Annotated in this window: 22 protein-coding genes; 16 read left to right on the top strand and 6 right to left on the bottom strand. The window is 70.3% G+C overall.

Annotation, left to right across the window (positions count from 1 at the left end; all coding sequences use genetic code 11):
- Positions 1-118: 118 nt before the first annotated feature.
- Positions 119-820: an HAD family phosphatase gene (locus tag AB0436_RS24555; protein WP_366470086.1), complete on the bottom strand. Its 702-nt coding sequence runs from the start codon at positions 818-820 to the stop codon at positions 119-121.
- A gap of 101 nt (positions 821-921) precedes the next feature.
- Entirely contained in the window at positions 922-4,437 is a 3,516-nt protein-coding gene (gene metH / locus AB0436_RS24550) for a methionine synthase (protein ID WP_366470084.1), read from the bottom strand.
- Between the two features lie 237 nt (positions 4,438-4,674).
- Here metH and AB0436_RS24545 point away from each other — a divergent pair, with 237 nt between their 5' ends.
- The 4 genes from AB0436_RS24545 (at position 4,675) to AB0436_RS24530 (ending at position 9,717) form a co-directional block, all read left to right on the top strand.
- Positions 4,675-5,439, top strand: coding sequence for an IclR family transcriptional regulator (locus AB0436_RS24545; RefSeq protein ID WP_366470083.1), 765 nt, complete (start codon positions 4,675-4,677; stop codon positions 5,437-5,439).
- A 253-nt stretch (positions 5,440-5,692) separates the two neighbouring features.
- Positions 5,693-6,484: an MIP/aquaporin family protein gene (locus AB0436_RS24540; RefSeq protein WP_366470082.1), complete on the top strand. Its 792-nt coding sequence runs from the start codon at positions 5,693-5,695 to the stop codon at positions 6,482-6,484.
- 57 nt (positions 6,485-6,541) lie between these two features.
- Positions 6,542-8,071 carry a glycerol kinase GlpK gene (glpK, locus tag AB0436_RS24535; RefSeq protein WP_366470081.1) on the top strand — a complete coding sequence of 510 codons (1,530 nt, stop codon included), beginning with the start codon at positions 6,542-6,544 and terminating at the stop codon, positions 8,069-8,071.
- A 5-nt stretch (positions 8,072-8,076) separates the two neighbouring features.
- On the top strand, positions 8,077-9,717 hold the full coding sequence (locus AB0436_RS24530) for a glycerol-3-phosphate dehydrogenase/oxidase (protein WP_366470080.1): 1,641 nt from the start codon (positions 8,077-8,079) through the stop codon (positions 9,715-9,717).
- Positions 9,718-9,796: 79 nt separating this feature from the next.
- Here AB0436_RS24530 and AB0436_RS24525 read toward each other — a convergent pair whose 3' ends face one another.
- Entirely contained in the window at positions 9,797-11,197 is a 1,401-nt protein-coding gene (locus tag AB0436_RS24525; RefSeq protein ID WP_366470079.1) for an MFS transporter, read from the bottom strand.
- A 270-nt stretch (positions 11,198-11,467) separates the two neighbouring features.
- On the opposite strand from AB0436_RS24525, the gene AB0436_RS24520 reads away from it, so the two are divergent.
- From AB0436_RS24520 to AB0436_RS24470, 11 genes are read left to right on the top strand one after another with little or no spacing between them, the layout of a single operon-like run.
- The gene (locus AB0436_RS24520) at positions 11,468-12,967 is read left to right on the top strand and encodes an aldehyde dehydrogenase (protein ID WP_366470078.1); all 1,500 of its coding nucleotides are present in this window, start codon (positions 11,468-11,470) and stop codon (positions 12,965-12,967) included.
- A 19-nt stretch (positions 12,968-12,986) separates the two neighbouring features.
- Positions 12,987-13,979: a VOC family protein gene (locus AB0436_RS24515; protein WP_366470077.1), complete on the top strand. Its 993-nt coding sequence runs from the start codon at positions 12,987-12,989 to the stop codon at positions 13,977-13,979.
- Entirely contained in the window at positions 13,976-14,764 is a 789-nt protein-coding gene (locus AB0436_RS24510; RefSeq protein ID WP_366470076.1) for an aspartate dehydrogenase domain-containing protein, read from the top strand. The genes AB0436_RS24515 and AB0436_RS24510 overlap by 4 nt, the downstream gene beginning before the upstream one ends.
- Positions 14,761-15,543: an alpha/beta fold hydrolase gene (locus AB0436_RS24505; RefSeq protein WP_366470075.1), complete on the top strand. Its 783-nt coding sequence runs from the start codon at positions 14,761-14,763 to the stop codon at positions 15,541-15,543. The genes AB0436_RS24510 and AB0436_RS24505 overlap by 4 nt, the downstream gene beginning before the upstream one ends.
- A gap of 24 nt (positions 15,544-15,567) precedes the next feature.
- Positions 15,568-16,089, top strand: coding sequence for a cupin domain-containing protein (locus AB0436_RS24500; protein ID WP_366470074.1), 522 nt, complete (start codon positions 15,568-15,570; stop codon positions 16,087-16,089).
- Positions 16,089-16,829 (top strand): 3-oxoacyl-ACP reductase family protein, encoded by a 741-nt coding sequence (locus AB0436_RS24495; RefSeq protein ID WP_366470073.1) that lies wholly within the window; start codon positions 16,089-16,091, stop codon positions 16,827-16,829. Before AB0436_RS24500 ends, AB0436_RS24495 begins: the two co-directional genes overlap by 1 nt.
- Before the next feature lie 17 nt (positions 16,830-16,846).
- The gene (locus AB0436_RS24490) at positions 16,847-17,635 is read left to right on the top strand and encodes an SDR family oxidoreductase (RefSeq protein ID WP_366470072.1); all 789 of its coding nucleotides are present in this window, start codon (positions 16,847-16,849) and stop codon (positions 17,633-17,635) included.
- Positions 17,636-17,646: 11 nt separating this feature from the next.
- The gene (locus AB0436_RS24485; RefSeq protein WP_366470071.1) at positions 17,647-19,272 is read left to right on the top strand and encodes a thiamine pyrophosphate-binding protein; all 1,626 of its coding nucleotides are present in this window, start codon (positions 17,647-17,649) and stop codon (positions 19,270-19,272) included.
- Positions 19,273-19,282: 10 nt separating this feature from the next.
- The gene (locus AB0436_RS24480; protein ID WP_366470070.1) at positions 19,283-20,230 is read left to right on the top strand and encodes a PDR/VanB family oxidoreductase; all 948 of its coding nucleotides are present in this window, start codon (positions 19,283-19,285) and stop codon (positions 20,228-20,230) included.
- Between the two features lie 31 nt (positions 20,231-20,261).
- Positions 20,262-20,486 (top strand): recombinase-like helix-turn-helix domain-containing protein, encoded by a 225-nt coding sequence (locus tag AB0436_RS24475; RefSeq protein WP_366470069.1) that lies wholly within the window; start codon positions 20,262-20,264, stop codon positions 20,484-20,486.
- A gap of 1 nt (position 20,487) precedes the next feature.
- Positions 20,488-21,510: an aromatic ring-hydroxylating dioxygenase subunit alpha gene (locus AB0436_RS24470; RefSeq protein ID WP_366470068.1), complete on the top strand. Its 1,023-nt coding sequence runs from the start codon at positions 20,488-20,490 to the stop codon at positions 21,508-21,510.
- 22 nt (positions 21,511-21,532) lie between these two features.
- Here the strand turns inward: AB0436_RS24470 and AB0436_RS24465 are convergent, their stop codons facing one another.
- Positions 21,533-22,054 carry a MarR family transcriptional regulator gene (locus AB0436_RS24465; protein ID WP_366470067.1) on the bottom strand — a complete coding sequence of 174 codons (522 nt, stop codon included), beginning with the start codon at positions 22,052-22,054 and terminating at the stop codon, positions 21,533-21,535.
- A 154-nt stretch (positions 22,055-22,208) separates the two neighbouring features.
- Here AB0436_RS24465 and AB0436_RS24460 point away from each other — a divergent pair, with 154 nt between their 5' ends.
- The gene (locus AB0436_RS24460) at positions 22,209-22,880 is read left to right on the top strand and encodes a FadR/GntR family transcriptional regulator (RefSeq protein WP_366470066.1); all 672 of its coding nucleotides are present in this window, start codon (positions 22,209-22,211) and stop codon (positions 22,878-22,880) included.
- Positions 22,881-22,904: 24 nt separating this feature from the next.
- Here AB0436_RS24460 and AB0436_RS24455 read toward each other — a convergent pair whose 3' ends face one another.
- Both AB0436_RS24455 and AB0436_RS24450 read right to left on the bottom strand, forming a co-directional pair.
- Positions 22,905-23,939: an ABC transporter permease gene (locus tag AB0436_RS24455; protein WP_366470065.1), complete on the bottom strand. Its 1,035-nt coding sequence runs from the start codon at positions 23,937-23,939 to the stop codon at positions 22,905-22,907.
- Positions 23,936-25,507 (bottom strand): sugar ABC transporter ATP-binding protein, encoded by a 1,572-nt coding sequence (locus AB0436_RS24450; protein ID WP_366470064.1) that lies wholly within the window; start codon positions 25,505-25,507, stop codon positions 23,936-23,938. Before AB0436_RS24450 ends, AB0436_RS24455 begins: the two co-directional genes overlap by 4 nt.
- Position 25,508: the final 1 nt, after the last annotated feature.

Raw genomic sequence — 25,508 nt, 5'->3', positions numbered from 1 at the left:
AGGTCACGCTGCGTCGACTTTCGTGGAGCATAATTCGCACTCGCCGCGCTCACGAAACGGACACAATTGACGGAGGGTAGTTCACTCCACCGTCAAAGAAACACGCTCGGTATACGCATCAGCGCATTCCGTTGACCAGCTTCCGGAGAAAGCCGAGATCGACTTGTTCGAGTGATGCGACGACCACCCGGCCGTCCACCGGCGCGATCGGTGCCACGGACGGCACCGCCACCACATGGCAGCCGGCGGCCTCTGCGGCCGCCACACCGGTCGCGGTGTCCTCGACGACCGCACAGCGCGTCGGGTCCGCTCCCAGCCCCGCCGCGGCGACCAGATACGGCTCGGGGTGCGGTTTGGTACGCGCGACTTCGTCGCCGGCCACCGTCAACGCGAAGTTCTCCGGGCCGAGCGATGCCAGTACGCGGTCGATGATGCGCCGGTGCGAGGCGGAGACCAGGGCGGTGGGCACCTGATGGGCGGCCAGTTCGGTGAGCAGCCGGAGGGCCCCGGGCATCAGCGGCACTCCGCGCGCGATCCGGGCCTCGAACCGGTCGTTGAGCAGCACGGTCAGCTCCGGCAGCGTGATGTCCGCGCCGGTCGCCTCGATGAGGTAGCCCGCACTGCGGGTCATCGGGCCGCCCACCACGACGTCGCGCCAGCGTTCGTCGAGCCGATGGCCCAGGCTCGCGAAGGCTTCCACCTCGGCGTCCCACCAGAATCCCTCGGTGTCCACCAGCGTGCCGTCCATGTCGAGAAGGACGGCCTGCAGGGCGGAGCCTTCGGCCATACGAGTACTGAGCGCAGGGACCGTACTGGTCATCCGGGCACACCTCCTGGAGGGACGAGAAGGCCGGCCGCCCACCCAGCTGGGGGGAGCGACCGGCCTGCACTGGACCGACCAGTGTACGACGTTCGGGCGGATTACCGCGCGTTGAAGTACTTCGCCTCCGGGTGATGGATGACGATCGCGTCGGTGGACTGCTCGGGGTGGAGCTGGAACTCCTCGGAGAGGTGCACCCCGATCCGCTCCGGTTCGAGCAGCTCGGCGATCTTCGCCCGGTCCTCCAGATCGGGGCAGGCGCCGTAGCCGAGCGAGAAGCGCGCGCCGCGGTACTTCAGCGCGAACATGTCCGCCACGTCCGAGGGGTCCTCGCCCGCGTAGCCCAGTTCGGCGCGCACCCGGGCGTGCCAGTACTCGGCCAGAGCCTCCGCCAGCTGCACGGACAGGCCGTGCAGTTCGAGGTAGTCGCGGTAGGCGTTGGCCGCGAACAGTTCGGCCGTGGTCTCGCCGATCTTCGAGCCCACGGTGACGATCTGGAAGCCGACCACGTCCGTCTCGCCGGAGTCCTCGGGGCGGAAGAAGTCGGCCAGGCAGAGCCTGCGGCCGCGGCGCTGGCGGGGGAAGGTGAAGCGGGTCCGCTCGCTGCCGTCATCGTTGAGGATGATCAGGTCGTCACCCTTGGACACGCAGGGGTAGTAGCCGTGCACGACGGCCGCTTCCAGCATGTTCTTCGTGTGCAGCTGGTCCAGCCAGCCGCGCAGCCGCGGTCGGCCCTCGGACTCCACCAGCTCCTCGTAGCTGGGCCCGTCACCCCTGCGTGCTTCCTTGAGGCCCCACTGGCCCTTGAAGAGTGCGCCCTCGTCCAGCCAGGACGCGTACTCCTTCAGCGGGATGCCCTTGATGACCCGGCTCCCCCAGAACGGCGGCTCGGGGACCGGGTTGTCGGTGGCGACGTCCGAGCGCACGGAACCCTCGGGCTCGTCGGCCTCGAGCACCGCGGCGGTGGCCCGGGTGGGTACCCGCCGCTGCTTGAGCTCGGGCAGCACGGCCCCCGGCACACCGCGCTTGACCGCGATCAGCGCGTCCATCAGCCGCAGGCCCTCGAACGCGTCGCGGGCGTAGCGGACTTCGCCCTCGTAGATCTCGTGCAGGTCCTGCTCGACGTACGCCCGGGTCAGTGCGGCGCCGCCGAGGATCACCGGGAAGTCGGCGGCCAGCTTGCGCTGGTTGAGCTCCTCCAGGTTCTCCTTCATGATGACGGTCGACTTCACCAGCAGGCCGGACATCCCGATGACGTCGGCCCGGTGTTCCTCGGCCGCTTCCAGGATCGCCGAGACGGGCTGCTTGATGCCCAGATTGACCACGTTGTAGCCGTTGTTGGACAGGATGATGTCGACCAGGTTCTTGCCGATGTCGTGGACGTCGCCGCGGACGGTGGCCAGCACGATGGTGCCCTTGCCGTCGTCGTCGGTCTTCTCCATGTGCGGTTCCAGATAGGCCACCGCGGTCTTCATCACCTCGGCGGACTGGAGCACGAACGGCAGCTGCATCTGGCCGGAGCCGAACAGCTCGCCGACGACCTTCATCCCGGCCAGCAAGGTCTCGTTGACGATGTCGAGTGCGGGCGTGGTCTGCAACGCCTCGTCGAGATCGGCCTCGAGGCCGTTCCGCTCGCCGTCGATGATCCGGCGCTGGAGGCGCTCGTCGAGCGGAAGAGCGAGCAGCTCCTCGGCCCTGCCCTCCTTCATCGACTTCATGTTCACGCCCTCGAAGAGCTCCATGAGCCGCTGCAGCGGGTCGTAGCCCTCGGCACGGCGGTCGTAGATCAGGTCGAGGGCGACCTTGACCTGCTCCTCCTCCAGGCGGGCGATCGGCAGGATCTTGCTGGCGTGCACGATCGCCGAGTCGAGACCGGCCTTGACGCACTCGTCGAGGAAGACGGAGTTGAGCACGACGCGGGCGGCCGGGTTGAGCCCGAAGGAGATGTTGGAGAGGCCCAGCGTGGTCTGCACGTCGGGGTGGCGCTTCTTGAGCTCCCGGATGGCGCCGATGGTGGCGGCTCCGTCACCCCGCGACTCCTCCTGCCCGGTGCAGATGGTGAAGGTCAGGGTGTCGATCAGGATGTCCGACTCGTGGATGCCCCAGTTGCCGGTGAGGTCCTCGATGAGACGCTCGGCGATGGCGACCTTGTGCTCGACGGTACGGGCCTGGCCCTGCTCGTCGATGGTCAGCGCGATCAGCGCGGCGCCGTGCTCGACCGCCAGCCGGGTCACCTTGACGAAGCGCGACTCGGGTCCGTCGCCGTCCTCGTAGTTGACCGAGTTGAGGACGGCCCGGCCGCCGAGCTTCTCCAGACCGGCCCGCAGTACGGGCAGTTCGGTGGAGTCCAGCACGATCGGCAGGGTGGAGGCGGTCGCGAAGCGGCCGGCCAGTTCCGCCATGTCGGCCACCCCGTCCCGGCCGACGTAGTCGACGCAGAGGTCGAGCAGGTGTGCGCCCTCGCGGATCTGGTCGCGGGCCATCTCCACGCAGTCGTCCCACCGGCCTTCCAGCATGGCCTCGCGGAACTTCTTGGATCCGTTGGCGTTGGTCCGCTCGCCGATCGCCAGATACGAGGTGTCCTGGCGGAACGGCACCGTCTGGTAGAGCGACGCGGCGCCCGGCTCGGGGCGCGGCTCGCGCACGGTGGGGGCGGCGCCCCGGACCCGCTCGACCACCTGGCGCAGGTGCTCGGGCGTCGTACCGCAGCAGCCGCCCACCAGAGACAGGCCGTACTCGCGGACGAAGGTCTCCTGGGCGTCCGCCAGCTGCTCCGGCGAGAGCGGGTAGTGAGCGCCGTCCTTGCCCAGCACCGGAAGGCCCGCATTGGGCATGCAGGAGATCGGGATCCGGGAGTGCCGGGCGAGATAGCGCAGATGCTCACTCATCTCGGCGGGACCGGTCGCGCAGTTCAGACCGATCATGTCGATGCCCAGCGGCTCGAGGGCGGTGAGCGCGGCGCCGATCTCCGAGCCGAGCAGCATGGTGCCGGTGGTCTCCACGGTGACCGAGCAGATCACCGGAAGGTTCACGCCGGTGGCCTCCAGGGCACGGCGGGCGCCGATGACGGACGCCTTGGTCTGCAGCAGGTCCTGGGTGGTCTCGACGAGCAGCGCGTCGGCACCGCCCGCGATCATTCCTTCGGCGTTCTGCTGGTAGGCGTCCCGTAGCTTGTCGAACGGGGCGTGCCCCAGCGTCGGCAGCTTGGTGCCCGGGCCCATCGAGCCCAGCACCCAGCGCTGCTGTCCGGTCGACGCGGTGAACTCGTCGGCCACCTCCCGGGCGATCCGCGCGCCGGACTCGGAGAGCTCGAAGACCCGCTCGGGAATGTCGTACTCCCCCAGGGCCGCGAGATTCGCGCCGAAGGTGTTCGTCTCCACGCAGTCGACGCCGACCGCGAAGTACTCCTGATGGACCGAGCGGACGATGTCCGGCCTGGTCACATTGAGGATCTCGTTGCAGCCCTCGAGGTTCTGGAAGTCATCGAGGGTGGGATCCTGCGCCTGGAGCATGGTGCCCATGGCGCCGTCGGCCACCACCACACGGCTGGCGAGCGCCTCACGGAGGGCGTCCGCCCTGGTCCGGCTGTCAGGGGAAGGGGTCGGCGACGAGGCCATGGAATGTACTCCCTGGGATGCGACGGCTGTCGGCTTTGCACCGTCCGGCAGGATGGCGCACCCGGCCAGGGTAACGGGGACAGCGTCCTGGCGGCGCGGCGTCCCACGGGGCGGACGGGGCCGGAGACCCGGGCAGAGAAGTCCCTCCGGGTGTCCGCGGTCGACACTCCGGGTGACACTGGTCGGCATCGGCCGATAGTGTTCAGCATTGTCGAACAGCGTGGAGGGTGGCCGGCGATGGCTAAGAACATTCAGTCCCTGGAACGGGCGGCCGCGATGCTGCGGCTGCTCGCGGGCGGCGAGCGCCGGCTCGGTCTTTCCGACATCGCCTCCTCGCTCGACCTGGCCAAGGGCACCGCCCACGGCATCCTCCGCACCCTGCAGCACGAGGGTTTCGTCGAACAGGATCCGGCTTCCGGCCGCTATCAGCTGGGGGCCGAGCTGCTGCGGCTGGGCAACAGCTACCTCGACGTGCACGAGCTGCGGGCCCGCGCGCTCGTCTGGACCGACGACCTGGCCCGCTCCAGTGGTGAGAGCGTCTATCTGGGCGTCCTGCACCAGCACGGCGTACTGATCGTCCACCACGTCTTCCGGCCGGACGACAGCCGCCAGGTGCTGGAGGTCGGCGCCATGCAGCCGCTGCATTCCAGCGCCCTGGGCAAAGTGCTCTCGGCGTTCGATCCGGTGGCGCACAGCGAGGTGCTGGAGACCGAGCGCAAGACCTTCACCGCGCGCACCGTCTGTGAACCCGAGGCGTTCGAGTCGGTGCTCGACCTGACCAGGGCGCGCGGCTGGGCCGCGGATGTCGAGGAGACCTGGGAGGGCGTGGCCTCGGTGGCCGCCCCCATCCACGACCGGCGCAGGATGCCGGTCGGTGCCGTCGCCGTCACCGGGGCGGTCGAGCGGGTCTGCCGGGACGGCGAGCTGCGCACCGAGTTGGTCGCCGCGGTACGGGACTGTGCCCGTTCCGTCTCGCGCGACCTGGGCGCAAGCCGCTTCTGACCCGCTCGCCGCCGGCCGACCTCTGGCCCCGGCTGTTGCGAACCGTAACCGAGATTCCCGCCACAGACCCTTGACGTTCCTTGACCGTGAGACAAAACTGCCGTTCATCGGTCGGCATTGTCGAACACCTACCGGAATTTAGCGTTAGGGTGTGACAGCGCCCAAGGGCCGGTTACGCCCTCACCTGAGGGCGCGGACAACCGGAGGAAACCGGTGTCCGGCTTCCCCTGGACGAAGGACAAAGGAGTCGCGGGTGTCCAGCTCCGACATCTTCATCGGCGAGACCATCGGCACCGCCATGCTCGTACTGCTCGGCGGCGGTGTGTGCGCCGCCATCACACTCAAGTACTCCAAGGCCAAGGACGCGGGATGGCTCGCCATCACGTTCGGCTGGGGGTTCGCCGTGCTGACCGCCGCCTACATCGCGGGCGGCGTCTCCGGCGCGCAGCTCAATCCGGCCGTCACCATCGGTCTCGCCATCGAGGGCGGGACCAAGTGGAGCGACGTGCCGCTGTACCTCGTCTCCGAGCTGTTCGGCGCGATGATCGGCGCGGTGCTGGTCTGGGCCGCGTACTACGGCCACTTCCAGGCTCACCTGACCGACCCGGAAATAGTCGAGCAGCATTCGGCCAATCCGGGTCTCGTCAAGCAGAAGCGGACCTCGAACCCGGGTCCGGTCGGTGGGGTGTTCTTCACCGCGCCGGAGATCCGTAACGTCGTACAGAACCTGACCACCGAGATCATCGGCACTTTCGTGCTGGTCCTGGCGATCCTCACGCAGGGCCTGAACAACGAGGGCGACGGCCTGGGCGCCGTCGGCGCGCTGATCACCGCACTGGTCGTCGTCTCGATCGGCCTGTCCCTCGGTGGGCCGACCGGTTACGCCATCAACCCGGTGCGCGACCTCGGCCCGCGCATCGTCCACGCCCTGCTGCCGCTGCCCAACAAGGGCGGCTCGGACTGGAGCTACGCGTGGATACCGATCGCCGGCCCGCTGGTCGGGGGCGCGCTGGCAGGTGGGCTCTACAATCTCGCCTTCGCATGAGCCCCCGCCGAGTACCCGGTACCGACGACCACTCCCCCTCGGAATTCGGAGCACACCGTGACCACTGACGCTCACATCACCGGGCCGTTCATCGCGGCCATCGACCAGGGCACCACGTCCAGCCGCTGCATCGTCTTCGACAAGGACGGCCGGATCGTCGCGGTCGACCAGAAGGAACACGAGCAGATCTTCCCGAAGCCGGGGTGGGTCGAGCACGACGCGGCCGAGATCTGGACCAACGTCCAGGAGGTCGTGGACGGCGCCGTCGAGAAGGCCGGTATCACCGCCGACGACGTCAAGGCGATCGGCATCACCAACCAGCGCGAGACCACTCTGCTCTGGGACAAGAACACCGGTGAGCCCGTCCACAACGCCCTCGTCTGGCAGGACACCCGCACCGACGCCCTCTGCCGCGAGCTGGGCCGCAACGTCGGGCAGGACCGCTTCCGCCGGGAGACCGGCCTGCCGCTGGCCTCGTATTTCGCCGGCCCGAAGATTCGCTGGCTGCTGGACAACGTCGACGGCCTGCGCGAGCGCGCCGAGGCCGGTGACATCCTCTTCGGCACCATGGACTCCTGGGTCATCTGGAACCTCACCGGCGGCGTGAACGGCGGTGTCCATGTCACCGACGTCACCAACGCCTCCCGCACGCTGCTGATGAACCTGCACCGGATGGAGTGGGACGAGAAGATCCTCGCCTCCATCGGTATTCCGGCCGCCGTGCTGCCGGAGATCCGCTCCTCCGCCGAGGTGTACGGCACGGCCGCGGGCGGCCGCCTGGCCGGTGTGCCGGTCGCCTCCGCGCTCGGTGACCAGCAGGCGGCGCTGTTCGGCCAGACCTGTTTCTCCGAGGGTGAGGCCAAGTCCACCTACGGCACCGGCACCTTCATGCTGATGAACACCGGCGACACCCCCGTCAATTCGTACAACGGCCTGCTCACCACGGTCGGTTACCGGATCGGCGACCAGAAGCCGGTGTACGCCCTGGAAGGGTCGATCGCCGTCACCGGCTCGCTCGTCCAGTGGCTGCGCGACCAGATGGGGATCATCAACAGCGCGGCCGAGGTGGAGACCCTGGCGTCCTCCGTCGAGGACAACGGCGGCGCGTACTTCGTGCCGGCCTTCTCCGGTCTGTTCGCCCCCTACTGGCGGCCGGACGCGCGCGGCGTGATCGCCGGCCTGACGCGCTACGTCACCAAGGCGCACATCGCCCGGGCCGTGCTCGAGGCGACGGCCTGGCAGACCCGCGAGATCAGTGACGCGATGACCAAGGACTCCGGTGTCGAACTGACCGCGCTCAAGGTCGACGGCGGAATGACCTCCAACAACCTGCTGATGCAGACCCTCTCCGACTTCCTGGACGCACCGGTGGTGCGGCCCATGGTGGCCGAGACGACCTGCCTCGGCGCCGCCTACGCCGCCGGACTCGCCGTCGGCTTCTGGCCGGACACCGACGCGTTGCGCGCCAACTGGCGCCGGGCCGCCGAGTGGACACCGCACATGGACGCGGACATCCGCGACCGCGAGTACAAGAACTGGCTCAAGGCCGTCCAGCGGACCATGAGCTGGCTCGACGACGAGGAGTAACACACATGACCACCCTGCAGAGCGTCCCGGCCATCGGGACGCACCCGGCCTCCGGCTCCACCGCCTCGCCTTCCGAGGTGTCGTCCTTCAAGGCAGTGAGCCGCGCCGAGACTCGGGAGCAGCTCTCCACGGCGACGTACGACCTCCTGGTGATCGGCGGCGGCATCCTGGGCATCTCCACCGCCTGGCATGCCGCGCAGTCCGGGCTGCGGGTGGCCCTGGTGGACGCCGGCGACTTCGCCGGCGCCACTTCGTCCGCTTCCTCCAAGCTGCTCCACGGCGGCCTGCGTTACCTCCAGACGGGCGCGGTGAAGCTGGTCGCCGAGAACCACTTCGAGCGCCGTGCGGTCTCCCGGGACGTCGCGCCGCACCTGGCCAATCCCTTGACCTTCTACCTGCCGGTGTACAAGGGCGGCCCGCACGGCGCCGCCAAGCTCGGCGCCGGCGTCTTCGCCTACTCGGCGCTCTCCGCCTTCGGAGACGGCGTCGGCCATGTCATATCGCCGTCCCGGGCCCGCCAGGACGTACCCGAGCTGCGTACCGACAACCTGAAGGCCGTCGCCGTCTACGGCGACGACCAGATGAACGACGCGCGGATGGCTCTGATGACGGTGCGCGCGGCCGTCGAGTCCGGCGCCACGGTGCTCAACCACGCGAAGGTGACCGGGCTGCGCTTCACGCACGGCAGGGTGACCGGTGCGGAGCTGGCGGACGGCCTGGACGGAGCTGAGTTCGGGGTCAGCGCCCGGCTGGTGCTCAATGCGACCGGGCCGTGGGTGGATCACCTGCGCAAGCTGGAGGACCCGGAAGCGGCGCCGTCCATCCGTCTGTCCAAGGGCGCGCACCTGGTGCTCAAGCGCACTTCGCCCTGGCGGGCCGCGCTGGCCACGCCGATCGACAAGTACCGGATCACCTTCGCCCTCCCCTGGGAGGACCAGCTGCTGCTCGGTACGACCGACGAGGAGTACGAGGGTGACCCGGCGGACGTACGGGTCACCGAGAAGGACATCGCCCAGATCCTGGACGAGGCCGCCTTCTCGGTCCGCGACCAGCAGTTGTCGCGTGACCTGATCACCTACTCGTTCGCGGGTCTGCGGGTGCTGCCCGGCGGCCCGGGTGACACCTCGAAGGCCAAGCGGGAGACGGTCGTCACCGAGGGACGCGGCGGGATGCTGTCGGTGGCCGGCGGCAAGTGGACGACCTTCCGGCACATCGGCCGGACCGTGATGAGCAAGCTCGCCGAGTTGCCCGGCCACCCGCTCGGCGAGGACATGGAGCCGCTCTCGCACCTGCCGAAGAAGCAGCCGCTGCCCGGTATCGCCAACCCGAACGCGGTCGCGCACCGGCTCCTGGTCGACGGTGGCACGCCGGGTCCGCGGATGGCCGCGGACACCGCACGCCATCTGGCCACGCACTACGGCTCGCTCTCCTTCGACATCGCCCGGCTCGCCGCGGCGGACCCGGCGCTGGCGGCCCGGATCCACCCGGACGCCCCGGAGATCTGGGCGCAGGTCGTCTACGCCCGGGACCACGAGTGGGCCGAGACGGCGGACGACGTGCTGCGCCGCCGTACCACGCTGACCATCCGCGGACTGGCGACGGACGAGGTAAGGGCCGGAGTCGAGGACGTGCTCGGCAGCCGCTGAGACCGTACGAGCGCGACGCAGGTGCGGGGCGGCTTCCCCAGGGGAGCCGCCCCGCACCTGCGTCCGGCACCGGTTCCGGTCAGGGCGAGACCTCTTCGAGCCGTCGGCCGGCCGTCTCGTCCGCGCCGATCGCCGCGACGACCGCGCCGACCACGGCCACCGCGCCGAGCACCACGAACACCGGCGAGACACGGCCGCCCGCGTACACCATGCCGACCACGATCGGGCCGAGGATGACCCCGAGGCGGTTCAGCGCGCCGCCGACGCTGCTGCCCAGGGCCCGCATCCGGGTCGGGAAGAGTTCCGGCGTGTAGAGGTAGAGGCAGATGTTGGAGCCGAAGAGGAAGACCGCGGCGAGGGACGTCCACACCAGCACCTGTACCGGTGTGTGCGCCCCGAGGCAGGCGAGCACCAGCAGCATCACCGCGGACCCGGCGAGAGAGAGGGTGATGACGCGCCTGCGTCCGGCGCGGTCCACGGTCAGCGCCACCGCCAGACAGCCGATGAGCCCGGCGCAGGACGTCACGGTCGAGTAGAGCAGTGCGTCGGAGAGCGACAGGTCGTAGCGGTTGCGGTAGATGGTCGGCAGCCACGAGGTGATGCCGTAGTTGACGAAGTAGCCGGTGAACCAGAGGGCGCCGACCACCAGGGTGCGGCGGCGGTAGCGGCCGCTGAACAGGCCCCGCAGACCGCTGGTGGCCTGCCCGGGCGCGGTCCCCGGCAGGGGGCCGGGGTCAGCGGCCAGGGCGGCGGGGACCGGTGGCAGCGGTTTGCCGGTGACCCGCTCGACCGCGGCCTCGATCTCCGACATCACGCGGGCCGCCTCCTCGGTCCTGCCGTGTTCGGCCAGCCAGCGCGGCGATTCGGGTACCGCGCGCTGTACCAGGACGCAGAGCACGCCGGGCACGGCGGCGATGACGTACATCCAGCGCCAGCCGAGCAGCGGCACCACCCAGGCGGCGACGAGTGCGCCCACGGTGAGTCCGGCGGGAAAGACCAGTTCGTACAGCAGGACGAAGCGGCCACGCTGGTGACTGCGGGTGATCTCCGCGATGAAGGTGGCGGCCACCGGGACCTCGCCGCCGATGGCGAGCCCCTGGACGAAGCGCACCGCCATGAAGGAGTCGGGCGATGAGGTGACGGCCAGCACCAGATTGGCCAGGCTCGACAGCGCGACGCACAGTGCGATGACCTTCACCCGGCCGATCCGGTCGGCCAGCCGGCCCGAGAGCAGCGCGCCGACCAGCATGCCGACCGAGCCGACGGTGAGCAGCAGCGTGCTGGCCGACGTGGTCAGGTGCCACTCGTGGCGCAGATCGGGCAGGGCGTAGGCGATCAGAAGCTGGTCGAAGGCTTCGAAGAAGGTGACGGCGCCCACGATGAGGCGGACGGTGACATGCCAGCGGCACAGCGGAAGCCGTTCGAAGCGGGCGGCCACAGCCGCCCGGACGGCAGGGTCCGGGGAAACGTCGATCGTCATGCAGGGTCCTCCGACTCCGCAACTGTGTGGCGAGGCGATGGCGTGGGGGTACGCGATGTCCCGCAGGGGTCTGACGACACCCGGACAATGAAGCGCGTTAGGACAAAGTTTCTTAGCGCTTAAGTTGTATCCCTTACTCACCCGAGCCCGTCAAGGGTCTCCGCAGGGAAATCATCAAACCTTGGGGGCTTGCGCCCAAATAGTTAAGCCCTTAGATTTCAAGCACCTACTCAGGTATCCATTCGTCCCGGCTCAGTCAGGAGGTCTCGCATGCTCTCGTTCCCTGCCGCGGATGTGCCCGACGAAGCACTTGTCGCGGGCAGTTGGCGGCGTGGCGCCGGTGCCCCGGTCGAGACCGTCGACCCGGCGACCGGTCTGGCCATCGCCACCGTGCACGCGGTCACCGTCGAGGAGGTCGCCGAAGCGGCCGAAGGCGCGGCCCGCGCGGCTGCCGACCCCGGCTGGCGCTCCCTGCTCCCGCACCGGCGCGCCCGGCTGCTGCACCGGATCGCCGATCTGATCGAGGAGACGGCAGAACAGCTGGCCGCGCTCCAGACCGCCGACACCGGCAAGGCGCTCACCGAGACCCGTGCCCTGGTGGCCAGTGCGGCGGGCACCTTCCGCTACACGGCGGCCGCGCTGGAGACCGCCGAGGAGTCGATCACCCCCTCGCGCGGCGACTACCTCACCATGAGCGTCTTCGAGCCGGTGGGCGTGGTCGGTGCGATCAACCCGTGGAACTCGCCGGTGGCCAGCGACGCTCAGAAGCTGGCCCCCGCGCTCGCCGCCGGCAACGCGGTACTGCTCAAACCGGCCGAGTGGACCCCGCTGGTGTCGCTGGCGCTGGGCCGGCTGGTCACCCGCGCGCTGGCGGAACTGGGCCTGCCCCCCGGACTGCTCTCGGTGCTGCCCGGACGCGGCAGCGTGGTGGGCGACGCCATCGTGCGCCACCCGTGCGTCGGCAAGGTGACCTTCACCGGCGGCACCGCCACCGGGCGCACCATCGCGCACGCCGCCGCGGACAAGACGATGCCGGTGTCGCTGGAACTCGGCGGCAAATCGCCCACGATCGTGCTCGCCGACGCGGACATCGAACAGGCCCTGGCCGGAGTGATGTTCGGCGTCTTCTCGTCCAGCGGCCAGTCCTGCATCGCGGGTTCACGGCTCTTCGTGGCCCGTGAGCGTTACGACGCCTTCGTCGGCGAACTCGTCGCTCGGGTACGGAAGCTGCGGGTCGGCCCCGGTACGTCACCCGACACCCAGGTGGCACCGCTGGTGCACCACCGGCACCGGGACACCGTCGCCGGATACGTCGACCTGGCGCGTAGCGAGGGGGCACGGGTGCTGTGCGGAGGATCGGCTCCCGAGGGCGAGGCCTACCGCGACGGTGCCTACTACCTGCCGACCGTCCTGGACGGCCTCGACAACGCGTCCCGCACCTGCCAGGAGGAGATATTCGGCCCGGTCCTCGTCGCCCTGCCCTTCGACGACGAGGAGGACCTCGTCCGGATGGCCAACGACTCGGTCTACGGGCTGGCCTGCGGCATCTGGACGCGTGACCACCGGGCCGCCTGGCGGATCGCGCGCCGCGTCGACGCGGGCACCGTCTGGATCAACACCTACAAGCAGTTCAGCATCGCCACGCCGTTCGGCGGCCTCAAGGACAGTGGACTCGGCCGGGAGAAGGGCCGCGACGGCATGCGCGCCTACCAGCGCCAGAAGTCCCTGTACTGGGGCACATCGGACGCCCCGCTGCCCTGGGCCAACTGACCCGTCTGGAGAAGTACCCGTGAACCGACCACCCATCGCCCGGCTGCGTTCCCTTCGCTGCGTCGAGCTGTTCACCCCCGCCTTCGCCGAGGCCACCGACTTCTACCAGGAGGTCTGGGGCCTGGAGAGTGTGGAGTCCGAGCCCGGTGCACGCTGGCTGCGCGGCACCGGCACCGAGCACCACGTCCTGCAGCTGACCCGCGCGGAGCGCACCGGTCTCGGCAGGATCTCCTTCGCCGTCGCGACGCCGGCCGAGGTCGACGAGGCCGCCCGGCGGCTGCTGGCCCGGGGCATCACGCCGGTCGCGGGACCGGGGCCGCTGCACCAGGTGGGTGGCGGTTACGGGCTGCGTTTCGCCGACCCCGAGCACCGGCTGATCGAGATCAGTGCGCAGACCGAAGCGGTCGCGCCCCGTGGGCGGGACGGTTCGGTGCCGGTCGGTGTCACGCACGCCGTGCTGAACACCACGGACATCGACTCCGCCGTCGCCTTCTACTGCGATGTGCTGGGCCTGCGGGTCTCCGACTGGTCGGAGCACCAGATGGCGTTCCTGCGCTGCAACTCCGATCACCACTGCATCGCCTTCAACCAGGCCGAGTGGACCTCTCTGAACCACGTGGCCTACGAGATGACTTCGGTCGACCACTTCATGCGGGGCCTCGGCCGGCTGCGTCATCACGGCATCACCCCGCAGTGGGGCCCCGGCCGGCACGGCCCCGGTGACAACACCTTCTCGTACTTCACCGACCCCTCGGGGCTGGTGTGCGAGTACACGTCCGAGGTCGCCCAGATCGTCGAGGACGCCTGGATAGCGCGGGTGTGGCGGCGGGTGCCGGAGCTTTCCGACCTGTGGGGTACGGCCGGGCCGCCGTCCGCGGAGATCCGCAGTCACATGGCGGGCGCTCCCGATCCGGGGCCGCTCGGCGGTGGCTCGGGCAGCCCGGCGGCCGTCCCCGGACCGGCTCCCGTCGACACCCCCGTTTCGCACGCATCACAGGAGGTTGTGGCATGACCCGCAAGGTGGGACTCGTCGGCTGGGGAGCGATCGGCCGGGTGGTGGGCGGCGCGCTGGCCGAAGGCGCCGTCGACGGCGCCGAGTTGGTCTGCATCGTGGACAACCGGTCGATCGGCGAGGCCCCGGCCCCGCAGCTGACCTTCGAGGAGGCGCTGGAGCGCTGCGACCTGATCGTCGAAGCGGCCGGCCAGGGGGTGGTCCGGGAGTGGGCCGAGCGCATTCTGACCTCCGGCACCGACCTGCTGATCGCCTCGACCGGAGCCCTCACCGACGAGGACCTGGCCAAGCGGCTGCTCGGCGCGGGGCCCGGCCGGGTGTACTTCACCTCGGGCGCCGTCGGCGGGCTGGACCTGCTGCAGGCCGTCCGCGGTCTCGGGACGCTGACCGACGTACGGCTCACCACCACCAAGCTGCCCGCCACCCTGGAGCAGCCCTGGATGGACGAGGCGCTGCTGGCCAGGCTGCGGTCGGCGACCGGGCCGGTCGAGGTCATGTCGGGCACCGCGCGCGACGTCCCGGTGAAGTTCCCCAAGTCGACCAATGTGGCCGCCTCGGTGGCCCTGGCGATCGGGGACCTGGACGCGGTACGGGTCAGGGTGGTCGCCGACCCGGATGCGCACCGCACCCGCCATCTGATCGAAGCGGCCGGACCGCACGGCAGCTACCGCTTCGAGGTCGCCCATCGGCCCGACCCGTCGAATCCGGCCACCAGCCAGGTCGTGCCGCACGCGGTGCTGCGCAGCCTCGGGGCCATCGCCGGCCGGCCGGGGCAGATTCTGTGACCGCCGCAGTGCATGTGGAGCAGGCGGGCACGGACGGACCCCTGCTGCTCTGCCTGCACGGCATCGGCTCGTCGTCCGCCGCGTTCGCCCCGCAGTTCGCCGAACTGTCGGCCTACGTCCGGGTTCTCGCCTGGGACGCACCGGGTTACGCCCGGTCCGCCGACCCGGCGGGTCCGTTGACCCTGGACGACTACGCGGACGCCGCCGCGGCGCTCATCGAGGAGCGCGGGGGCCGGGCGCATGTGCTGGGCGTGTCCTGGGGTGGCGTGATCGCCCTGCGCCTCGCCGCCCGCCACCCGGAGCTCGTCGACTCACTGATCATCGCCGACTCCAGCCCGGGTTCCGGAACGGATCCGGCGAAGGCCGCGGCCATGCGGCAACGGGCTGCGGAACTGGCCGAGTCCGGCCCCCGTGCTTTCGCCGAACGGCGCGGTCACCGGCTGGTCTCCCCCGGGGCACCGGCCGAACTGGTCCAGCGCGTCGTCGACACCATGGCCGGCGCCGTCAGACTGCCCGGTTACGGCTGGGCGGCCGAGGCGATGGCATCGGCCGATCTCCGGGCGGAGCTCGCCGATGTCACCGCCCCCGCGCTCGTGCTCTGCGGCGACCAGGACACGGTCACCGGCATCGAGGCGAGCCAGACCATCGCGGGATCCCTCCACAAGTCCGCCTACGTGGTCGTCAGGAACGCCGGTCACCTGGCCAACCAGGAGCAGCCCGGGGCCTTCAACGCCTGGGTGCTCTCCCACCTCCGTATCACCGCTCAGATCCCTGAGTAACTTCCGCAACAGAAGGAGCACGTCATGCCTGTCAGCACCACCGAGTACGACAACGGCGGGGACCTCGCCCGGTACACCGACGCACTGATCGCGACGAAGGACTCCCGGGAGCCCGACTGGGACACCCTCGCCTTCCAGACGAAGGCCGGTGACCAGTACCGCCGCGCCCAGATCCGCTACGTCGGCTCCGGCGCCACCGGCAACCACGACGGCGACAACCGGATCCTGCCGTCCGGTGGCTTCACCTTCTCCAACATGCTGCTGCCGCCCGGGGCCGAGGGCCCCGAGCACACCCACCACGATGTCGAGGAGGCGTTCTTCGTCCTGGAGGGGAAGGTCCGCGTCGGCATCCACCGCGGTGACAACGAGTCGGAGTACCGCACCCTCGGCTACCGCGACATGATCGTGGTGCCGGCCGGGGTGGCCCGTTCGCTGAAGAACGAGGGCGACACCGACGCGCTGTTCTGCGTGGTGATCGGCACCCGGAAGCCGCAGGTCCCGACCTACCCCGAGCACTCGCCGATGCACGGCGTGACCCGCGACTGATGCGCACTGTCGTCATCACCGGCGCCGGCCGTGGCCTGGGACTGGCCATGGCCCGCCGGGCGGGCGCCGACGGATTCCGGGTGGTGGTCGCCGAAGTGGACCGGACGCGCGGCGAGTCGGCCGTCGGCGAGCTGCGCCAGGAGGGCATCGACGCCCACTTCGTGGGCTGTGACGTGGCCGACCCCGGCTCGGTCGACACCCTGGCGGCGCGGGTCGCGGAGCTCGGTCCGCTGCACGGACTCGTGAACAACGCGGCACTCGCCAACGGCGTGGGCGGCAAGGAGTTCCAGGACATCACGGTGGCCGAGTGGGACCGCCTCATGGTGGTGAACGCCCGCTCGCCCTGGCTCGTCTCCCGGGCGCTGCTGCCCCAGCTGCTGGCCCACGGCGGCGGCGGACGCATCGTCCATGTCGCCTCGGACGCCGCCCTCTACGGCTCGGTGCGGCTCGCCCACTACGTGACGTCGAAGGGCGCCGTGATCGCCCTCACCCGGGCCATGGCCCGTGAACTCGGCGACCGGGGCATCACCGTGAACGCGGTGGCACCCGGGATCACCGAAGGAGAGGCGACCGAGTCCGTACCCGCCGAGCGGCATGAGCTGTACCGCAGCAACCGGGCCATCTCGCGCCCCCAGCAGCCCGACGACCTTCTGGGTCTCGTCGCGTTCCTGCTGAGCGATGAGTCCCGTTATCTCACCGGACAGGTGATCGCCGTCAACGGCGGCTTCACCATGAACTGAACCACGGAGCAACCGATATGGATCTCGGCCTCGCCGACCGCACCGTACTGGTCACCGGCGGCAGCTCGGGCGTCGGCCTGGCCACGGTCCGCGCCCTCATCGAAGAAGGCGCCCGGGTCGCCACCTGCGGCCGGGACGCGGACCGGCTCGCCCGGGCGGCCGCCGGCCTGGGCGCCGGCCCCGACCGGCTGCTGACCGGCGTCTGCGACGTCCGGGACGCCGACGCGGTGCGTCGCTTCACGGCCAGGACCGCCGAGCACTTCGGCGCTCTGGACGGACTCGTCAACAACGCCGGGCAGTCGCGGATGAAGAACTTCGCCGAGTCGAACGCCGAGGACTGGCGGGACGAACTGGAGCTGAAGTTCGCCGGCGTACTCAACCCGCTGCACGCGGGACTCGATCACCTCCGCGCGTCTCCGGTCGCGTCCGTCGTCAACGTCAACGCCGTTCTCGCCAAGCAGCCGGAACCCCGGCTGATCACCACCAGCGCGGCACGCGCCGGGATTCTGAACCTCTCCAAGTCGCTGTCCCAGGAACTGGCCGGGGACGGGATCCGCGTCAACTCGGTCTGCCTGGGGCTCGTCGACACCGGGCAGTGGACCCGCCGCCATGCCGCGTCCGGCAGTGCGTTGTCCTACGAGCAGTGGCAGGCGGCACTCGCGGCCGACCGTGGGGTCGCGCTCGGCAGGCTCGGCCGCGCCGAGGAGGTCGCCTACGCGGTGGTCGCCCTGCTCTCACCCCGCGCCTCGTACATCACCGGCACCAGCATCGACGTCTGCGGCGGCGTCGGCCGCTCCATTCTCTGAGGAGACCCACCATGCGATACACCACCGGAGGCGATCTCCTCGTCGCCGTCCTGCGCGAACTCGGCATCGACACCGTGTTCGGCATCGTCAGCGTGCACAATCTGCCGCTGGTCGAGGCCGTCGACCGGGAGTTGCGGTTCGTACCCGTACGCCACGAGGCCACCGCGGTCAACGCCGCGGACGCCTACGGACGGGCTCGCGGCTCCCTCGGCTGTGCGCTCACTTCGACGGGTACCGGCGCGGGCAACGCGGCAGGCTCGCTGGTCGAGTCCCTCAGCTCGGGCACCGCCGTGCTGCATGTCACGGGGCAGATCGAGAGCGCGTTCCTCGGCAGCGGGCGCGGTTTCATCCATGAGACCAAGGACCAGCTCGCCATGCTGCGTGCGGTGTCGAAGTACGCCGCGACGGTGACCTCCACCGAGGACGCCGGGCGAATCCTGCGCGAGGCCGCACAGGCGGCACTCGCCGCGCCGGGCGGCCCCGGCAGCGTGGAGTGGCCCGTCGACCTGCAGTACGCGGCGCAGACCGACACCGGCGCCCGGGCGACACGGCCCGTGCACCCGGTGCCCGACGCCGGTGAGCTGGCCGGCGCGGCCGCGCTGCTGGCCTCAGCCCGGCGCCCGCTGATCTGGGCGGGCGGTGGAGCGACCGGCTCCGGTCAGCAGCTGAGCGCTCTGCTCGCGGCAACCGGCGGTGGCCTGCTGACGTCGAATTCCGGGCGCGGCGCGGTACCCGAGGACCACCCGCAGGTCATCGGGAACTTCGCCACCACCGAGGCGGGGCGCGCCCTGCTGGCCGAAGCGGACGTCCTGCTGACGATCGGCACGCACTTCCGCTCCAACGAGACGGCCGACTACGCTCTGGCCCTCCCCGAGGCCCACATCCAGATCGACATCGACGCCGCCGCGCCGGGCCGGGTCTATCCGGCGCGGCACGCCCTGCACGGCCACGCACCCGACGTGCTGGACGCCCTGCTGCCGCACGCCGTGGCGGCCGAGCCGGGCTGGACCGGGCGGGTCACCTCGGTACGCGAGGCGGTGCGGGCCGATCAGCGCGAGGCCATCGGACCGCAGGCGGCGATCTGCGAGGCGATCCGGGCGGCGCTGCCCCGCGCGGCGGTGGTGGCCCGCGATGTGACCATCGCGTCGAGCAGTTGGGGCAACCGGCTGCTGGAGATGTACGACGCGAAGGACAACGTCTTCCCGCGTGGTGGCGGCATCGGGCAGGGCCTCGGCATGGGCATCGGAGCCGCCATCGCCCGCCCCGGTGCGCCGACCGTGGTGATCGCCGGCGACGGCGGCCTCGCGGTGCACCTCGGCGAACTCCTCACACTCGCCCAGGAGCGGCCCGCGCTGACCCTCATCGTCTTCAACGACGGGGGCTACGGCGTGCTCCGCAACATGCAGGACCGCCACAGCGATCGCCGCTCCGGGGTGGACCTCGCCACTCCCGACTTCGAGCAGCTGGCGGGTGCCTGCGGTCTGCCGTACGCGCGGATCGCGGCGCCGGAGCACGCACAGCCCGTCCTGGACCACGCCATCGCCTCCGGCGGGCCCGTGCTGGTCGAGGTCGACCTCGCGGAGCTCGGCCCGATGAAGAGCCCGTTCACCCCACCCGTCAAGATCCCCACCGCGTAGGGAGGCCGCCATGGACGCGCCCCGAGAGCTCAGGCTCGAACTTCTTGTACGCACCATGACCTGGGAGGCCGAAGGGGTCCTCTCGGTCGAGCTGGTCCACCCGGACGGCAAGCCGCTGCCCGGCTGGGAGCCGGGTGCCCATCTCGATGTGGAGGTGGGCGGACGGACCCGGCAGTACTCCCTGTGCGGAGATCCGCAGGACGTGAGCCGGTACCGGATCGCGGTACTCAACGAGCCGTCGTCCCGGGGCGGCTCACGCTACGTGCACACCGAGCTGCGGCCGGGCCGGACGGTCACCGTCGTGGGACCCCGGAACCACTTCGCCCTGGTGGACGCCGCGCGCTACGTCTTCATTGCCGGCGGAATCGGGATCACCCCGATCCTGGCGATGGCCCGGGAGGCCGACCGGCGCGGCACGCCCTACACCCTGGTGCACGGCGGCCGGACCCGCGCCTCGATGGCCTTCGGGTCCGAGCTGGCCGCGCTCACCGGCGGTGAGGTGACGTTCCACCCGCAGGACGAGCTGGGTCACATCGACCTCGCGCAGGCGCTGGCCGATGCGGCGCCCGGCACCCTGGTGTACTGCTGCGGGCCCGAGCCGCTGCTCGCCGCCGTGGAGGCGGCCTGCCCGGCCGAGCTGCTGCGGGTGGAGCGGTTCGCGGCCCCGGTCACCGAGCACACCGGCGACGACGCGGCCTTCGAAGTCGAGTGCCGCGCCTCCGGAGTGACCGTCACCGTCGACGGCGGCACTTCTGTCCTGGCTGCCGTCGAGGCCGCGGGCATCGGTGTCGGCAGCTCCTGCCGGGACGGCATCTGCGGCACCTGCGAGACCCGGGTGCTCGACGGCGTACCCGACCACCGCGACTACGTCCTCAGCGAGGCCGAACACAGCTCCAACGCGACCATGATGATCTGCGTCTCGCGCTGTGCGTCCGGCCGTCTCGTCCTCGATCTGTGAACCAGCTGTCCGTGAACCAACTGGAGGCACCGTGACCACCGACTGGCCCTACCTGGACGTGCATCAGTCACGTACGCATGAGCCGACCCCCTACGAGTACCAGCTCGCATCGACGCTCGAAGAGGTCTTCACCAAGGACGGCCACGGACTGGCCGACGTCGTCAGGGGACTGAACGCACGACAGGTGCGCTCCCCCGACGGCACCCCGTGGACCGAGGAGTCCTTCCGTACCGAGATCCACCGCCTGGGAGCGTGACATGACCACTCTGACCGCTGACCACATCTACGCGACCGGGCTGCGCAACCAGTGGCACCCCGTCGTGCCCTCGCACTTCGTGGCACCGGGCGCCATGCGCAAGGTCACCGTGCTCGGTGAGCAGTGGCTGCTCTTCCGCCGCTCGGACTCCACCCTCAGCATGCTCGCCGACCGCTGCCCGCACCGCGGCGCGCCCCTCTCGCTGGGCAAGCACCTCGGCGACCGGGTCGCCTGCTGGTATCACGGCGTCGAGGTCGAACCGGACGGCACCGTCTCCGCCGTCCCCGGCCTGCCCGGCTGCAACCTGGAGGGCAAGAAGCTGGTGCGCAGCCTGCCCGTACGGGAGGTGGGCGGGGCGATCCTCGCGTACTTCGGCGACGAGCAGCACCCCGACCCGGCCGAGCTGACACTGCCCGAGCCGCTCACCGATCCGGACACGGACGCGATCCTCTGCTACGCCGAGTGGAACGGTCCCTGGCGCTACGCGGTGGAGAATCTGCTCGACCCCATGCACGGCGCGTTCCTGCACCACGACTCGCACACCATGTACGACGGGGACACCACCGCCAAGTTCCGTATCCGGGAGACCGGCCGCGGCTACTTCTTCGAGAAGACCGACCAGCGGGGTGTCAACTTCGACTGGGTGGAGCTGTGCCGCACCGGTGTCGACTGGGTGGACCTCTCCATCCCGTACCCGCCGTCGGCCGGCCCCGGCGGCCCGTTCGGCATCGTCGGCATGGTCTGCCCGGTGGACGAGAACCGTACGGGGGTCTTCTTCTGGCGTTACCGCAAAGTCCAGGGCTGGCAGCGGGACAGCTGGCGCTTCCTCTACCGGACGCTGATCGAGAAGCGCCACTGGGAGGTGCTGGAGCAGGACCGGGTCATGCTGGAGGCGATGCCCGCGGACGCCGATCAGCGGGAGAATCTGTACCAGCACGACCTGGGCGTGGTCCGGCTGCGCCGGATGTACCGCGCGGAGGCCGAAGCTCAGGCCGCCGCACCGGCCGCCGGGCCGGCGGCCTGAGCGTTCTGCTGGCCGCATCCGGTCAGTCGGAGTCCGTGATGGACCGTTCGAGCTTGGAGAGCAGGCGCGCGATCTGGCGCGATTCGGCGGGGGTGAGGCCGCCGAGCATCCGGCGCTCGTTGTCGAGATGCTCGGCGAACACCTCGTCCACCTTGGCGAGTCCGGCGTCGGTGAGCCGCGAGTACACCACCCGCCGGTCGCCGGCGTCCCGTTCGCGGACGATCAGGCCGTCCTTCTCCAGCCGGTCCATCCGCAGCGTCACTCCGGCCGACGAGACCAGGCCGGAGTCGGCGAGCTGCCCCGCGGTGAGCCGGTACGGCGCACCGGCCCGGCGCAGCGCGGTCAGCACGTCGAAGCCGGCGACCGAGAGTCCGTGCCGGTCGATCGCCCCGGTGAGCCGGGTGCTGTAGTGCAGAAAGGTGCGGTGCAGCCGGGCCAGCACCTCCAGCGGCGAGGTATCGAGATCGGGACGCTCTCTCGCCCAGTCCTCGATGATCGACGCGACGGCATCCTGCTGAGCTCCCGCCGCCTTCTTCCCCGTCATCCGCCACACCCTCGCTGTCGCCGCTCCCACGGTCCGTACGAGGAAACCTTAGCCCTCAAATAACCGGCGGATCCACGGACCCCTGTGCACGAGCCCCCTCCCAGGCCCCATAATCGGAGCAGATACATCGGATGTCTGTTGAGGCGAGGTTCCCATGGCTGTGACCGATGAGGCCATCGAGAAGATCAAGGAAATGATCGTCTCCGGTGCGCTCGGACCGGGGGACCGGCTGCCCAAGGAGAGTGAGCTGGCAGCCGATCTCGGGCTGTCCCGCAATTCGCTGCGGGAGGCGGTGCGGGCGCTGTCGCTGATCCGGATCCTCGACGTACGGCAGGGCGACGGCACCTATGTGACCAGCCTCGACCCGCAACTGCTGCTGGAGGCGATGAGCTTCGTGGTGGACTTCCACCGCGACGACACGGTGCTGGAATTCCTGGCGGTCCGGCGCATTCTGGAACCGGCGGCGACCGCGATGGCCGCGCACCGGATCGGCAAGGAGGAGCTGGACACGCTGACGGCCCAGCTGGACGCCCTGGGCGAGCAGCCGTCGGTGGAGGAACTGGTCGCCTGCGACCTGGAGTTCCACCGGGGCATTGTGCAGAGTTCGGGCAATTCGGTGCTCTGCTCGCTGCTCGACAGCCTCTCGGGACCGACCACCCGGGCGCGGGTGTGGCGCGGGCTGACCCAGGAGGACGCGGTCAGCCGCACGCTGCACGAGCACCGCGCCATCCTGACCGCGCTCGGGGACCGGGACGCCGAGGCGGCCCGGTCCTGGGCGACGGTGCACATCGCGAGCGTCGAGCAGTGGCTGCGGACGACGCTGTGACGGGCTGCCGCATCAGCGTGCTGCTCAGTCCTGCTTCTCGCCGCTGGCGAAGCGCGAGATGACCAGCGCGACGATGATGATCGCGCCGTTGAGGAACTGGTTCCACAGCGCCGGAACACCGCCGAGGGTCATCACATTGACGACCAGCTGAAGGGTGAGTACGCCGGTGAGTGCGCCGAAGAGGGTGCCGCGGCCGCCCTTCAGGCTGATACCGCCGATCACGGCGGCGGCGAAGACCTGGAAGATCCAGCCGTTGCCCTGGTTGGCGGCCACTGAACCGTAGTGCCCGGTGTAGAGCACCCCGGCGAACGCGGCCAGCAGCCCGCCGACGGCCAGCACGATCCAGGTGATCCGGTCCACCCTGATACCGGCCGCCCGCGCCGCCTCCGGGTTGCCGCCGATCGCGTACAGCGCGCGTCCGTGACGCAGCCAGGCCAGCGCCGCGCCGCCGATGGCGAAGAGTGCCAGGCAGATCCAGACGGCGGCCGGGGCGCCCAGCCAGGAGGCCCTGCCCAGGTAGCTGAAGGAGGACGGCACCTCGATGATCGACTTGCCCTCGGTGATGCCGATCTGGAGTCCCCGCAGCATCGTCAGCATGCCCAGCGTGGCGATGAAGCCGTTGACCCGCAGCTTGAGCATCAGAAAGCCGTTGACGGCGCCGATGAGGATGCCGACCAGCAGGCAGGCCGGGATCGCCATCCAGGCCGGCAACAGCCCCAGGCCGTCGAAGCGGCCGCCGTGCGAGGGCAGCACCAGCCACATCGCGATGACCGGTGCGATGCCGATCGTCGACTCGAGGGACAGGTCCATCCGCCCGCAGATCAGGATCAGCGCCTGACCCAGCACGAGCAGACTCAGCTCGGAGGACTGCTGGATGACGCTGATCAGGTTGTCCGAGGTGAGAAACACCGGCGAGACGATGAACCCGATCACCATCAGCACCAGGATCACCGGCACGAGCGAGAAGTCGCTCCAGCGGATCAACGCCAGCCTGCCCCGCAGCGGACCGGCCTGTGCCGTCGTCCCGTCGGCCGTCAGCGGCCCGATCGTGTCGGTCATGCCCGTTCCCCCACACCTTCCATGGCGGCGACCAGTTCCCCGTCCGCCCACCCGCTGTCGTATGCGGCGACCACCCGCCCGTGGAAGAGCACGACCACCCGGTCGCACACCCGCAGGTCGTCGAGTTCATCGGAGATGATCACCGCGGCATTGCCCTCGTCGGCGACCCGGCGCACCACGCCCAGGAGGGAGTCCTTGGATTTGACGTCCACCCCGGCCGTCGGCCGTACCGCCACCAGCGTGCTGGGCTTTCGGGCGAGCGCCCGGGCGACCACGACCTTCTGCTGGTTGCCGCCGGAAAGACCGGTGACCCGCTGGTCGGGGCCGGTGGTCTTGATGTCCAGCGACGCGATCATGGACCGGGCGAACTCCCTGGTCCGGGAGGGCAGTACGGTCCCCCAGGGCCCGAGCTGGTCGGCGACGGTCAACGTGGCGTTCTCGGCGATGCTGCGCTCCGGAACGAGTCCCTGGCGGTGGCGGTCCTCGGGGATGTAGCCGATACCGGCGCCGAGCGCGTGCGGAACGCTGCCCGCGCGAACGCCGCGGCCCCGCACCTCCACCCGTCCGCCGGTCGCCTTCCGCATGCCGACGAGGGTCTCGCCCAGTGCGGTGTTCCCGCTGGCCGCCGCCCCGGCGACGCCGAGCACCTCGCCGGACCGGACCTCGAGGTCCAGCGGCTCGAACTCCCCCTCCAGCGCGAGCCCCCGGGTACGCAGCAGGGGCTCGGCCGCACCGGGTACGCCGCCGGTGCCGCGGGCCCGGTCGGCGACCGCGTGCCAGGACGAGGCGCCGGTGCTCGAGTCACCGGTCATGGCCGACACCAGGTCGGCCTTGCCCAGCTCGGCGACCGGAGCGGTGAGCACATGGTGGGCGTCCCGGTAGACGGTGACCGCGGAGCAGAGTTCGTACACCTCCTGGAGATGGTGCGAGATGAAGAGGAAGGCCACGCCCTGGCTCTGCAGTGCACGGAGCTTGGTGAACAGGCTCTGGATGCCACGCGCGTCGAGCTGGGCGGTCGGCTCGTCCAGGATGATCAGCCGGGCGCCGAAGGAGAGCGCGCGGGCAATCTCCACGAACTGCACCTGCTCCACGGTGAGGTCCTTCGCCCGCATACGGGGATCGACGTCCACCCCGTACTCGGCGAGCAGTGCCTCGGCCCGTTTGCGCAGCCGGCTCCAGCCGATCCAGCGGCCGCCCGAGCCGACCGGGTCGAAGTTGTTGAGGAAGAGGTTCTCGGCGACCGTGAGGTCGGGAACGACCATGGATTTCTGGTAGACGCAGGCGACCCTCGACTGCCAGGCCGTGGTGTCTCCGAAAGCGGGCGCCGGCCGGCCGCTGAAAGCGACCCGGCCCGCGTCGGGTCTGTGCAGTCCGGTGATGACACCGACCAGCGTCGACTTGCCCGCGCCGTTGCGCCCGACGAGGGCGTGCGACTCGCCGGGCTCGACCGTGAGGCGGACATCGTCGAGCGCGACGGTCGGACCGAAGCGCTTGACGATGCCCTCCGCGTGAACGGCCGGTGCGCCGGGTTCGGCGGATGCGTCAGGAACAGCAGGTGCGTCCGGCATG

Source organism: Streptomyces sp. NPDC051322 (assembly GCF_040689485.1).
Classification (GTDB): Bacteria; Actinomycetota; Actinomycetes; order Streptomycetales; family Streptomycetaceae; genus Streptomyces.
This window is presented reverse-complemented; position numbering and strand designations above follow the sequence as displayed.